The organism is Blautia sp. An249 (assembly GCF_002159835.1).
Classification (GTDB): Bacteria; Bacillota; Clostridia; order Lachnospirales; family Lachnospiraceae; genus Blautia_A; species Blautia_A avistercoris.
This window is the reverse complement of record NZ_NFJL01000001.1, coordinates 258226-270822: the sequence shown is the minus strand read 5'-3', so window position 1 is coordinate 270822 and position 12597 is coordinate 258226. Positions and strand designations below refer to the sequence as shown.

Here is a 12597-nt window from a genome sequence, read left to right as displayed (position 1 = left end):
TATTTATCCTGCCTTTACTGTTTTGTCGCCTGAATCATAAACATGGGCGTCGCCCCGTAAATCAGTTTTTCCTTATCATCCCAGAGTTCTCTGGATATATCTGTCTTATACTGAATCTTCCGGTATCCTAGCTCCTCCAGAATCCCCTGGTCCCACTGGGGTCTTACCAGGTGTCCCAACACATGGGAGCCGGAAACTTCCGGTTCTTCTTCCAGTACCATATCCTCTTCCCCATAGGCGTCTCCATACTGTAAAATACATTTCTGAAACCGTTTTCGGTATTCCTGATATAAGGGCGCTCCCGGTTCCGTCAAATGCCAGTTTGCATCAAATATCAGCAGTTTCCCGCCCGGCTTTAAAACCCGTTTCCACTCTCCGTAAACCCGTGAATGATCCAATAGAGTATGGGTTACATTTCTGCTGATGACCAGATCAAAGGTATTATCCGGAAACTGCAGATCATTGCAGTCCATTTCCAGAAAGACCGGATGAACACCGTAGCTTTTGGCTTTTTTTCTGGCCTGTCGTACCATTTCCGCCGCACCGTCCACACCTGTTACCTGATGTCCGGCCTGGCTTAAAATAATGGAAAAAAATCCCGGGCCGCAGCCGGCGTCCAGAATCTTCATTTCTTTCTTCTGACAGACTTTTTCTATCTGTTCTCTCCATAAAGCGGGTCTGTAGCTTTCCAGTTCATCATCGATGATCCGGCTGTAATTCCCCGCATCTTCTGACCAGTGCTGATTGATTTCTTCTTGTCTCATAATCCGACTCCATCTTTCGTTTTCTTTCCCTTATCTTAACGTACCCCCAAATCCCGCACAAGCCCCCGTGGGGGATAAAATCTGATAAAATTTTACCAATCCCACTGATAATTCTTCAAATCCACATGATCCGCATCCTTCAGGGCAACCCCTTCTTCCTGCAGCAAAAGTCCCTGCTCTCTCCATCCGGGCGCCAGACGTCCGGAATGATTGACCACTCTGTGACAGGGATATTCCCCATAATACTGAGCCATGCTGAGAACTTTCCCCACAAGACGGGCGTTTTTCTCCCTCCCAATCAGCCGGGCAATCTGGCCGTAAGTAGCCACTTTTCCTTCTGGAATCTCCTCGACCACAGAGAGAATTTCATAAATCAGGTCTTCATCTAATACTTTTTTCATTGGTCTTCCTCTTTCCACTTTTGTTTTTTTGCAGTATAATGTCTTTTGTGAAATATTCTATTCAAATAACATAAGGGGGATTTATTATGAACGCAAATCTGACAAGAGAAGAGGCTGTCCGGCTCCTTCAAAAATACAATCAGGAACCCTTTCACCTTCTTCACGCCCTGACGGTAGAAGGCGTTATGCGCTGGTATGCCAAAGAACTGGGATATGAAGAAGACGCAGATTTCTGGGGAATGGCCGGCCTTCTCCACGACATCGACTTTGAACAATATCCCGATCAGCACTGCGTCAAAGCGGAAGAACTCTTAAAAGAGGCACAGGCCGGAGATGATCTGATCCATGCCGTCTGTTCCCACGGTTACGGCATCTGCAGCCAGGTAAAACCGGAACATCTTATGGAAAAAGTGCTCTTCGCCTCCGATGAATTAACGGGATTAATCGGAGCCGCCGCTAAGATGCGTCCTTCTAAAAGCTGTCAGGATATGGAGGTTTCCAGCCTGAAAAAGAAGTTCAAAGACAAACGTTTCGCCGCCGGATGTTCCCGGGATATTATCCGCCAGGGCGCCGAAATGCTGGGCTGGGAGTTAAATGAACTCTTTGAGAAAACCATTCTGGCCATGCGCTCCTGTGAGACTTCTGTACAGGAAGAACTTGACCGTCTTTCCTGAGTTTTGTTATCAGTCAGGCTGTTTCAGGAATTCCTCAACAGCCTGATTAAATTTCTTTGGATTTTTCGCTGCAATAAAATGATCTCCGGAAAGGATCCGCAGACTGGCATTGGGAAGATTCTCTTTTATCAGTGCGGTATGCTGTGCTTTTATCATGTCCTTTGTCCCCACAATCACCAGCGTTTTTATGGCAACCGCCTTTAATTCCTCCGGCTTAATATCCGGATCTTTCACCATCAGTCTCAGCATTTCTGCATTTCTTCTGGCCTTAAGACTGTGTCCGGCAAACAGCCGGGCTATATGATAGCCTAAAATGATCGGAATCTGGACAGAGGGCCGCACCCCTGATCCATACAGATTCGCTCCGTTTAAAATCAGCCTGCTTACCCTCTGAGGATACCGCAGAGCAAAAATCAGGGCAATGTTTCCTCCGTCAGAAAACCCCAGTAAAATTGCTTTTTCTATCTTTTTTTCATCCATAAACTCCCTCAGATCTTCCGCAAACTGCCGGATGGTAAAGGGTTCGTCTCCCCGCGGCGACTTCCCGTGTCCCCGGGTATCCAGAGCAATGACCCTGTAGGATTTGGAAAAATACTCTATCTGATTTCTGAAATATTCATGGTTTTCCCCGTTTCCGTGAAGAAGAATCAACGGCTCTCCCTGGCCTTTTTCTTTATAATAAAGCTGCGTCATCCTGGCATCCTCCAATCGCTATTGCTGCCGAAAGTTCCTTTCTTAAGAAGCCATTCCTTTTCCTCTGTCAACAACAAAAAGAGAAAGGAAGCATCTTTGAATTCAGAATTATTCTGCGCATATTAAACTGATTATACAACATTTATCTTCATTCAAAAAGAAGGGATTTCATAAATTTATGTATACCCCAGATTTCTGGAAGAATCTCATTCTGAGTAAAATGATAATAGCAGAAAGCGGAAACAAAGAGGACAAGTCCTTTTCAACTCCCCCTATCCCTCACTCATGAGGGACTTGTACTCTTTACGCGCCAGATGCAGACTGCCGCAGGCAGTCAAATTCCATATGCATCTGGCCGCATCCACAACGGAGCGTTTTTTATGTAATAGGAAATCCAACGGAATTTCCTATTACATAAAAAGCAGGATAAGATACGGAACTTTCCAGATTCCTTCTTATCCTGTCTTCTTCGTTATTTCCAATATTCCCGAAACTTTCTTCTCGCCTCCTTACAGTGAGAACGGCTGACGGAAATAGAAATTCCATTTTTCAATACCACTTCTTCGCCGGAGAATGATTCAATCCTATTCATATTCACCAGATAGCTTTTATTGGTTCTGAGAAAGTAATCCGGAAGCTGCTGTTCCAACTGATCCATCTTCATATATACGGTATACTCTTTCTCCCCGGTCACAATCTTTACCTGCCGTTTATTACTTTCTGCGTAAAGAATCTCCCTGCAGGCGATCTTATAGCCGGTTCTCCTTATAAAAACTGTAATGCTGTCCTCTGTCTCCTGGTTCTCCAGAATTTCACTGATGCAAAAGGATTTTGTCTTTTGTATTTTCCAACACCCGTCCGGGTATCCGCACTCATTTACTTCGTATAATAAAAGTCCATCCATGATCCCATACCCCTTATATTTCAGATGCCTCTATTTTATCCTCCTCCCTCGGCGGCTTCAAGATTTGTGCACCAATTGCCGGGTTTTTGTAATGAATGAATGGTATTTCCTTATACATTTCTTCCCTGATATTGAACGGTAATTACATATACTGTTTTTCTGTCTTTGTCAATTCTAAAAATTGCCACATAATTATCAATTAGCAATTGCTTGTATCCCTGACTTGCATATCTTCCTACTATCCTATCCTGATGGGAGGCCGGAAAAAACTTAAGTTTTTCCAGCGCTCTCCATATCCGATAGGTTTGTTCTCCTGCGTTCTCTTCTGCCATTTTCTCTACTGCAATATAAGTAAAAATATCTTCAATGTCCCTGTATGCTCTGGGGGTTAATTTTACTTTATATTCATCCATAATATTTCTTATTTAACCTTTCAAACGCATCATTCAGCTCAATGCTTTCACCACCTTCAGCAAGCTCTTTTTCCGCTTCATAAATAGCCTGATCAATGCGGTTTTCTCTGGCAAATTTATCATAAAGTTCTGCACTCATTACCACTAGATCACTGTATCCGTTTTTTGTTATGAAAATAGGCTGCTGTTCTTTATGAGCTAATTCCGAAATCTCTGCTGTTTTACGCAGATCCCTGATTGGTAAAATAAGCGGCATAAATCTTTCCCCTTTCCTTTTTTATGATTGTAGCACAATTATGCTACAATCACAAGTCATCGAATAAGATTTTATTTATGAGCGGAATATCCATCGCAGACAATCACGCCTGCAGAACCATAGTAAGCCATGCCTTTTCTTCCTGTCATATTCTTTATATGTCCCCGGAGAAAGCTTTTACCGTATAAATAGTAGGTCTCTCCCTCTTTTGCTGTTTTGTATTTGATTCATTTCTCCTTTAAAATTATTTCTTTCTCCACCAACTGCCAGTTTATTGTCATAAATAACATCCCTGTCCTCCATCTGCTTCTTGCAGTCCTGTTTTCAATTGATTATAATAAGGGTTATATTATTTGAGGGGGAATTTTCTATGAAACAAAAGAGGGCTTTCTTTTTTATCAGTTTTTTTCTTTATCAGATCGGCATTATATGGATGCTTTATTTCACCAAATACGCCCCTGACAATCCTTTAATCAATTATTCTTTTTTCATCATGTCTGCGGTAATCACTTTGCTGGCCGCATCTTTTCTAATCCTGGTTCGTGAAATCATTAAAAATGTCAAACTGGAAACAGAAATCTCTGTGCTGAAGCAGCAGCAGGAACTGCAAAAACGCCAGAGACAGAGCATTCAGAAAAAAGAAATGGAGTCGCTTCAGTTTCATAAGGACGTTATTCATCAGCTTTCTCATCTGCAGGACTGCCTGGAAAAGGACAATCCGGAAGAGGCAAAGAAATATTTTACCCGCATAGCCAGAGATTTTCAGTCCGTTCGTTTTCGGCCCTGCTGCTCTGACAGTTTAATCAGCGCTGTATTGGACAGTAAAAGGGAATTCGCCAAAGAGCATCAGATCCAGGTGGATTATCAGATTTTTCTTCCGGAAAATCTGGAAGACTTTTCTTCTTCCTTAAATGCTATTTTCTTTAATTTACTGGACAACGGAATTGAATCCTGTCTGCGTTTGAACCGTCCGGGGTCTTTCATACGGGTTTCATCGAAAAAGCATCAGAACTTTTTTATGATTCACATGATAAATTCCAAGTCTGACAGTGAGAAATTCTCCCGGCACACCACAAAGGGGGATTCTTTTTCTCATGGATTCGGACTTTCGATTATTGAAGAAATCGTACAGAATTATGATGGTTCCTGTGAATGGAAGGATCAGGGAGATACCTTCGATTCTCTGATTATGCTGAAACTTCCTGAATAAGGGAAACGATACAAAGGAGCTGGAAAAATGAATCTGATTATTCTCTGTCATGTACTGGAAATCCTATACTTTATTTTTATCCTGGCCGGTTTTTACTGTTATCTCTTAGCTCCTGTCAGAAGCAGGAAGACTACTTTCTGGCTTTCTGTCCTTTTCATGTTGCCCGATGCTGTACTTATGGCGCTGAATTACGAAAAGATCCATCTTTTTCATTGGGTGATTATCCTGCTTCCTCTGGTGTTTTTATTTTCCGATCCTATGGAGAAACGGATTTCCTGCTATGTCCTTCTTTATTTCTCTATGCTGCTTTGCGAAATTGCAGGAGCAATCATCTGCTGCTTCGTTCTTTCTGTACAAAGCGGGCATTTTACGGCGCCTTTTTCATTAAATGCATTTCAGTCCTGCCTGTATTTATTTTCTATTGTAGTCTTTTCCTCTCTGCTTCTTCCACGTCTTGCTCCGCTTTTAGAAAGACTGCTGGAATACATTGACGGAATTGCATTAATTCTAATCGGTCTGCCCGTTATTTCCTGTCTGCTCTCTCATTCTTTGATTACGCTGGCCCGTCTCCCTGCCTGGTTCATCTTTCCGGTCTTTTTATTTTCATACTATCTTCTCCACCGGGGCCTGATACGGATTCATCAGTATGAATTTCACCGTCAGCAGTTAAAAAGCCAGAAACTCTTAATTGAGGGGCAGCTTTCTTATTCCAGGGAACTGGAAAAGGAATATCAGCAGTTACGCCGGTGGAATCACGATATTGGCAACCATTTTCAGGCTCTCGCTTTTTTGCTGGAAAGTCAGAAGTACGAAGAAGGAAAGTCTTATATCCGGGAACTTTTAGAAAAAGAATTTTAATCATAAAGGAGAACTGCCATGTTAAAAATTGCTATGTTTGAAGATGATTCGGTACATACCCGTATTCTGAAAGATAAATTAAAAGCCTCTGTTCAAATCCCCTATGAACTGACGGTTTTTGCATCCATGGAGGATTTTAAGGCCTCTTACGCAGAGGAAAATTCCTACGATATTGTCTTCATGGATATTGAACTGGAACACGAAAAGGAAAACGGAATCCAGATTGCCCATGCCATTAATCAGCTTTCTCCTGACACCCAGATTATCTTTATCAGTCAGTATCTGGAGTATGTCTCCAGCGTCTATGAAACGGAGCATATTTATTTCATTAATAAAGAACAGATGGATACTTATCTGCCCAAAGCTCTGGATGCAGCCATTAAAAAACTGGCCCTGCTAAAACACCAGTATCTTACTTTCAGTCAGAAGAAGCAGCTTTGCAGAATACGGCAAAATGACATCCTGTATATGGAACGAAACCTCCGGACGACTTCCGTATATACCCGTTCCAGAGAGGAGCCCTATACCACCTCTTTGTCTCTTCAGGTACTGAAAGAACAGCTTTCTTCCTGCTTTCTTTTATGCCACAGAAGCTTCCTGGTAAATCTGAAGGCTGTCAGCACGTTCAACCGGGAAGAAATTACATTATTTAATGGCTGCACCATTCCTATGGGACGCACCCATTATGAAGAATTTAAAAAGGCATTTGCCAGAACGGCAATCGATCCCAATTCCTGACTACCCGCTTTTTATGGAAAGGAGCTGAAAAATGAACCTGGTTATTCTCTCTCATGTACTGGAAGTAACTTACTTTGTCTTTTTCTTAATCGCGAACACCTACTGCTATCTCTTAACTCCTATCCGAAGTAAGAGAACCACTTACTGGCTCTGCGTCCTTATGATGTCGCCGGATATTATACTCATGTTTTTTATTTATGATAAAATCCATCTTTTCCATTGGATTATTATCCTGCTTCCCATCCTGTTTCTGTTTAAAGATCCTCTGCAGAAACGGATTTCCTGTTACATCCTGTTTTATTTATCCATGATGCTTTGCGAAGTTGTGGGATCCACCACTCCCTGTTTGATTTTATCCATACAAAGCGGACACTTTGTTTTACCCTTTTCCATCAATGGACCTCAGGCTTTCGTGTATTTTCTGACTACCGCAATTACCGCAACCCTGATACTTCGGTTACTTCGACCTCTTTTAAAAAGGCTGTTGGAATATATTGACGGAATTGCACTGCTTCTCATTGGTGTGCCCGCACTTTTCTGCGTCCTCACTCAGACTGTTATTACCCTGACAAAAATCCCCCTTTGGGGAATATTACCTCCCTTTCTGCTTTCTTACTATCTTCTCCACCGAGGATTAGTACGGATTCATCAGCATGAGTTTCACCGTCAGCAGTTAAAAAGTCAGAAACTTCTGATTGAGGAGCAGCTCGCCAATTCCAGAGAACTGGAAAAAGAGTATCAGCAGTTACGCAGGTGGAACCATGATATTGGCAATCACTTTCAGGCCCTCGCCTTCCTTCTGGAAAACCAAAAGTATGAGGAAAGCAAAGCTTATATTCAAACACTCTTAGAAAAAGAATCCTGATTAAATGGAGGAAAGAAGCATGAAAAAGGAACGATATTTGATGATATTCGCGGTTGGGACTCTTCTCTTTTCCGGATGCGGAAAACCGGATTACTCCCAGCCCTATGTAAACGAAGAAAGGACTGCTTCTCCAGAAGAAACGACGGAAGCAGAAATAATTTCCCCGGAAACTTCAAAAACAGAGCCTGTTTCCGGGGCAGATGTGTCCGTTACTCCCACTGAAGAAAGGGAAGCCGCAGCATCTGTTGAACTGAATACTTACATGGGACAGCCTATTTCTGCCGTTCTGACAGACTTTGACAACATGCAGGATATAGGCTGTACGGACGGCTCTCTTGGATACAGCAACGGAGCTGTAACCTTTGAAGCCCGGGAAGAAATTGTCACTTTCATCAGTATAGACGGAGACTGTGATTATACTCTGGAGGGGATTTCCTACGGAAGCGAAAGGGACTTTGCTTTACAGCTTCTTACTTCTGCCGGATGGACACAGACAGAAGGAGCGGAGACTTTCTTCCATTTTAAAAGAGGAGACGCTGAAGAACTTTCCCTGTATCTGGAGGACGGCCTTCATGTCTCTGGAATCAGCTCCTTCGGGCCAATGCCCTCACAGACTTCCGCCTAATTCTGTTTTCGGAATCAAATACCTATTCTTTAATTGAATAGAAAGCAGGAATTAGCTGCCTTCCTCCCAATCAGTATCTTCCACCTTGTAATCTTCGAGACGAAGAAATATAATGGATGATATTGGAAAGGAGACCTCTCAATGGAAAATAAAATTATACTGATTGAAGATGATGGAGAAATCAGATGTATGGTAAAAGACTATTTATCAGGAGAATTTGAAGTAACAGCCTTTCGTGATGGTACAACAGCTATTCAAACAATCGCGGACTATGACGAATATTCTCTTGCCTTGATTGATCTCATGCTGCCAGATATGAGTGGAATGGAGATTATAAAAACCATCCGCCAGTCCAGTAATATTCCAATCATCATCATTACAGCAAAAGACAATGATACCGACAAATCATTGGGATTGAATTTGGGGGCTGATGATTATGTGGTAAAGCCTTTTTCTTTAATTGAACTTGCTGCAAGAATAAAGGCCAATATCAGGCGGGCAAAAACTTATCAGCCATTGCCGGACAAAAATTCAATTCTCAAAATCAAGGGCATAGAAATTGATACAATCAGCCATACAGTAACACGCAAAGGAACACCCATAGATTTGACACCCATAGAATTTGAAATCTTACACCTTTTGGCAAGCCATCCGGGACAGGCATACTCAAAAGAACGGCTGTACGAAATCGTTTGGAAGGAACCATATTTTGGAAATGAAAATGTGGTTAATACACATATCAATCGCCTGCGTTTGAAATTGAAGAATAATGCGGAAGATACAACAGTCTATATTAAAACCCTATGGGGTATCGGCTACAAAATGGAGGACAAATAGATGTGGCTTCTGTTTGCAATTCTTTCATTTGTTCTGTTGCTTATCTTGATTTGGCAGCGGATACAACACAAAAAGTTAGAACGAGAGATTAACTATATCACCGACAGACTTACTTCTCTGTCAATTACTTCTGAAAATGGCTTTGTGCTTATACCTACGGATTATGATAGTATCAAAAAATTAGGTGCCGTACTGAATACCTTACTTCAAGATTTTTATACAAAAAGGGTTGAATTCGAGCAGAGCCAAAAGGCGATGGCGCAGGTTCTAACAAACATCTCTCACGACATCCGCACCCCGCTTACCGTCCTGAAAGGAAATAGCGAAATGCTTTCCAGCATAACAAACGATCCCGCCATGCCCGAAAATGTTCATGTTATGGCTGATAAAATAGCCCGAAAGGCCGATGATTTAATCCTGACAATCAATGATTATTTTACAATGTCTAAAATAACTTCCGGCGATCTCCCTATTCAACTGAAAAAGGAAAATATTTCAAGACTTTGCCATGACACAATTTTGGACTATTATGATTTGCTTGAGCAAAAACAATTTGAGGTTGATATTCAGATGCCAGATACACCGGTTTATGCCTGCACAGATCATGAGGCATTACAACGTATTTTGAAAAATCTGATAGACAATGCTATTAGACACGGCGGTGACGGAAAATATATTTCTTTACGGCTCACCACATCAAAAGGAAAAAGCATAATTGAAATAGAAGATCACGGAACTGGAATGTCACTACAGCAGCAAAAGCAGATTTTCACAAGAAATTATACAACAGCCCGAAAAACATCCGGCAGCGGTTTGGGCCTTGCAATTTCAAAACGTCTGGCTGCACAAATTGGAGCAGAATTAGAAGTTTATAGCATACAAAATGAGCGAACTATTTTCTCAATCATCTTGAAAAGTTAGAAAATCGTTAGATTTACGGCAGAGAAAAGTGAAATCCATTTTGTATAATAGCAACCATAATAGGAGGCACACAAAATGGACTATATCATGGAAACCGTAGGCTTACGAAAGGCTTACAAGAGAAATATCGTTGTAGATGATGTAAATATCCACATACAGAAAGGGGCAATCTATGGCTTTGTTGGCCCAAACGGTGCAGGAAAAAGCACGGTTATGAAAATGATTTTGAACCTGCTCCATCCAGACGCCGGAGAGGTTCAGCTTTTTGGCGAAAAAGTTACCGATCACAGCTACGAAATATTTAAAAAGGTTGGTTCAATCATCGAAAACCCATACTTTTACGACAAAATGACTGCCCGCCAAAACTTAGAGTTGCATTGCGAATATATGGGCTTCCCCAACAAGGAACGGATTGACGAAGTTTTGCATTTGGTTGAATTGCAGAATGTCGAGGGAAAACAAGTCCGCCATTACTCATTGGGCATGAAACAACGACTGGCTATTGCAAGGGCTATCCTGGCAAGACCAGAATTTTTGATTTTAGATGAACCGATCAATGCTTTAGATCCTGATGGTATTCGTGAGATGCGAACCCTCTTTCAGCAGCTAAATCAGAGAGATGGAACAACCATTTTTATTTCCAGCCACATTCTGTCCGAAGTGGATCTTCTTGCTGATACGATTGGGATTATTCGACATGGAAAACTCTTAACAGAATTGCCGATTGAAGAAATTCACAAGCATCAAACGGATTATATCAGCTTGCAGGTTGACGATGTGACCCGTGCTGCCGCATTACTCGAAAACATGGGCATGAAGAACTTCTGCGTTCTGGATAAAGAGCTTATCCGTATTTATGATTCTGATGTTTCGGGCAAAGCCCTGTCAAAAGCCCTCATTGAGAATGGTGTTGGTTTGGAGAGCATTGGCCGCAAACAAGACACACTGGAAGATTTCTTTTTCCAGCTTACAGAGGAGGGAAAATAAGATGGCTCACCTGATGAAATTAGAGTCAAAAAAATTTGGGATTGCACGAAATATTATCTTTACGTTTGCCGCAATCCTTTTCAGTATCCTTTTTATCACAATCTCTTTATGGGATAGCGTGACAGACCCGGAACAGACCAAAGACACTTTTGAAAGCACATACCTTGTTATTGGCCTGCTGATGTCATTTATTTTTCTTGTATATTCATCGGTTTTAACTGCACGGCTGGTCATTGGAGAATATAATCAGGGAACCATTACCATTATGTTTTCCTACCCTTTGAACCGGATAAAATTGATGATCGGTAAATTGGCAATCATTATGGGTTATACAGCGATTTCAATGGCAATCGGATATATTTGCTGCAGTAGTTATATTGTGTTGGCGGATCAATATTGGGATATGCTGGAGGGGACATTTCAAATCTCAATGCTTCATACATGGATACCAATGGCAATCACTGCTGTGATTGTATGCGCGGTATTATCGCTATGGCCGTTCATTATTGGCATGATCCGAAAATCTGTTCCTGCAACCATCGTTACTTCCCTGATTGTCATTGTGTTTCGGCAAGCTATAATCAGTAAAAATGCAACCTATCAGGAGTCCCTACTGCAAATTCTTTTAATTGCTATCGTTACTCTTGTAGTTATTTTGTCTATCTTCAAAAAGAAAGTACCAGAATTATATTGATGATTTCTGCCGGACAACGGCAAAAGAATCCTGATTAAAACAACACCCTCCTGTGAGCGTTTTCACAAGAGGGTGTTTAGCTGATGGGTATGTTTTTAAACAGATGTATGATCTCTCTGCTGTCAGAAAGTCCCAGCCGTTTTAAGAGCTGGCTTTTTTGATTGGCCTGTGTCTTCGGAGAAGACATCAGTTGTATATCTTTTCCTAATATTTTATATAACTGAGATTTTTCGGACGGCGTCAGTCTGTTGACAATCAGGGAGAAAATCAGAATTTCTGAGGATGTGATTCCTGTGGCCGAGGCGCGAATCCGATCGGTCAAATACAGAAAATCCTTTTTAAAAATATATTCTGACGCAAAACTTCTGAAACAGGCTTCCGATACGGTGTTCATATCCTCATATCCTGTCAGAATCAGCACTTTCGCATCTGAGGAAAGACGTATTTTTCTGGCGGTCTCGATTCCTTCCAGGCTTTCCCCGTCCAGACACAGATCAACCAGCACAACATCGGGTTTCAGTTCCTCTACCTGTTCCAGCGCTGTCTCAGGATGGTTTGTACATCCTAAAAATTCCATATCTTCTGCTTTCTCTATGGTTCGCTGGATCAGCAGGCAAAAATCTTTATCGTCTTCCACCAGGTAAACGGTAATCACGCTTTGTACATCCTTTCTCTCAGACAGTCTCCTTCTTTGTTCCCGTAGTATCTGTCAAAAGTCACTGAACTTATTATATATTACTTTATTCCAATTGTATTC

17 protein-coding genes are annotated in these 12597 nt (G+C 41.7%); 10 read left to right on the top strand and 7 right to left on the bottom strand.

Translation table 11 applies throughout. The features are described 5' to 3' along the window. Nucleotides 1-14 precede the first annotated feature (14 nt). Nucleotides 15-764 carry a class I SAM-dependent methyltransferase gene (locus tag B5F53_RS01340; RefSeq protein ID WP_087218590.1) on the bottom strand — a complete coding sequence of 250 codons (750 nt, stop codon included), beginning with the start codon at nt 762-764 and terminating at the stop codon, nt 15-17. Between the two features lie 92 nt (nt 765-856). Continuing rightward, complete coding sequence (locus tag B5F53_RS01335) at nt 857-1165, bottom strand: MGMT family protein (RefSeq protein ID WP_087218588.1); 309 nt, start codon at nt 1163-1165, stop codon at nt 857-859. 86 nt (nt 1166-1251) lie between these two features. Between B5F53_RS01335 and B5F53_RS01330 the strand changes: the two genes are divergently transcribed. Next, on the top strand, nt 1252-1839 hold the full coding sequence (locus B5F53_RS01330; RefSeq protein WP_204246887.1) for an HD domain-containing protein: 588 nt from the start codon (nt 1252-1254) through the stop codon (nt 1837-1839). Between the two features lie 9 nt (nt 1840-1848). On the opposite strand, the gene B5F53_RS01325 is transcribed toward B5F53_RS01330, so the two are convergent. The 4 genes from B5F53_RS01325 to B5F53_RS01310 form a co-directional block, all read right to left on the bottom strand. Further along, nucleotides 1849-2532, bottom strand: a complete 684-nt coding sequence (locus B5F53_RS01325) for an alpha/beta fold hydrolase (RefSeq protein ID WP_087218585.1) — start codon at nt 2530-2532, stop codon at nt 1849-1851. A 472-nt stretch (nt 2533-3004) separates the two neighbouring features. After that, nucleotides 3005-3436, bottom strand: a complete 432-nt coding sequence (locus tag B5F53_RS01320; RefSeq protein ID WP_087218582.1) for a LytR/AlgR family response regulator transcription factor — start codon at nt 3434-3436, stop codon at nt 3005-3007. Nucleotides 3437-3546: 110 nt separating this feature from the next. Continuing rightward, the gene (locus tag B5F53_RS01315) at nt 3547-3849 is read right to left on the bottom strand and encodes a type II toxin-antitoxin system RelE/ParE family toxin (RefSeq protein WP_087218579.1); all 303 of its coding nucleotides are present in this window, start codon (nt 3847-3849) and stop codon (nt 3547-3549) included. Next, the gene (locus B5F53_RS01310; protein ID WP_087218576.1) at nt 3842-4105 is read right to left on the bottom strand and encodes a type II toxin-antitoxin system prevent-host-death family antitoxin; all 264 of its coding nucleotides are present in this window, start codon (nt 4103-4105) and stop codon (nt 3842-3844) included. Before B5F53_RS01310 ends, B5F53_RS01315 begins: the two co-directional genes overlap by 8 nt. Nucleotides 4106-4475: 370 nt before the next feature. Here B5F53_RS01310 and B5F53_RS01305 point away from each other — a divergent pair, with 370 nt between their 5' ends. The 9 genes from B5F53_RS01305 (at nt 4476) to B5F53_RS01265 (ending at nt 11840) form a co-directional block, all read left to right on the top strand. Continuing rightward, on the top strand, nt 4476-5315 hold the full coding sequence (locus B5F53_RS01305; RefSeq protein ID WP_087218573.1) for a sensor histidine kinase: 840 nt from the start codon (nt 4476-4478) through the stop codon (nt 5313-5315). Nucleotides 5316-5342: 27 nt separating this feature from the next. Then, nucleotides 5343-6173: a hypothetical protein gene (locus tag B5F53_RS01300; RefSeq protein ID WP_087218570.1), complete on the top strand. Its 831-nt coding sequence runs from the start codon at nt 5343-5345 to the stop codon at nt 6171-6173. Nucleotides 6174-6191: 18 nt separating this feature from the next. Further along, entirely contained in the window at nt 6192-6911 is a 720-nt protein-coding gene (locus B5F53_RS01295; protein WP_087218567.1) for a LytR/AlgR family response regulator transcription factor, read from the top strand. Nucleotides 6912-6942: 31 nt separating this feature from the next. Then, nucleotides 6943-7776, top strand: a complete 834-nt coding sequence (locus B5F53_RS01290) for a hypothetical protein (RefSeq protein ID WP_087218565.1) — start codon at nt 6943-6945, stop codon at nt 7774-7776. A 19-nt stretch (nt 7777-7795) separates the two neighbouring features. After that, a complete protein-coding gene (locus B5F53_RS01285; protein WP_087218562.1) occupies nt 7796-8401 on the top strand; it encodes a hypothetical protein in 606 nt (201 codons plus the stop codon). 141 nt (nt 8402-8542) lie between these two features. Next, entirely contained in the window at nt 8543-9238 is a 696-nt protein-coding gene (locus B5F53_RS01280; RefSeq protein ID WP_087218559.1) for a response regulator transcription factor, read from the top strand. After that, entirely contained in the window at nt 9239-10159 is a 921-nt protein-coding gene (locus B5F53_RS01275) for a sensor histidine kinase (protein WP_087218556.1), read from the top strand. A gap of 75 nt (nt 10160-10234) precedes the next feature. After that, nucleotides 10235-11146, top strand: coding sequence for an ABC transporter ATP-binding protein (locus B5F53_RS01270; protein WP_087218553.1), 912 nt, complete (start codon nt 10235-10237; stop codon nt 11144-11146). 1 nt (nt 11147) lies between these two features. Next, nucleotides 11148-11840: an ABC transporter permease gene (locus tag B5F53_RS01265; RefSeq protein ID WP_087218550.1), complete on the top strand. Its 693-nt coding sequence runs from the start codon at nt 11148-11150 to the stop codon at nt 11838-11840. A gap of 76 nt (nt 11841-11916) precedes the next feature. Here B5F53_RS01265 and B5F53_RS01260 read toward each other — a convergent pair whose 3' ends face one another. Then, on the bottom strand, nt 11917-12495 hold the full coding sequence (locus B5F53_RS01260) for a response regulator (protein WP_162610507.1): 579 nt from the start codon (nt 12493-12495) through the stop codon (nt 11917-11919). Nucleotides 12496-12597: the final 102 nt, after the last annotated feature.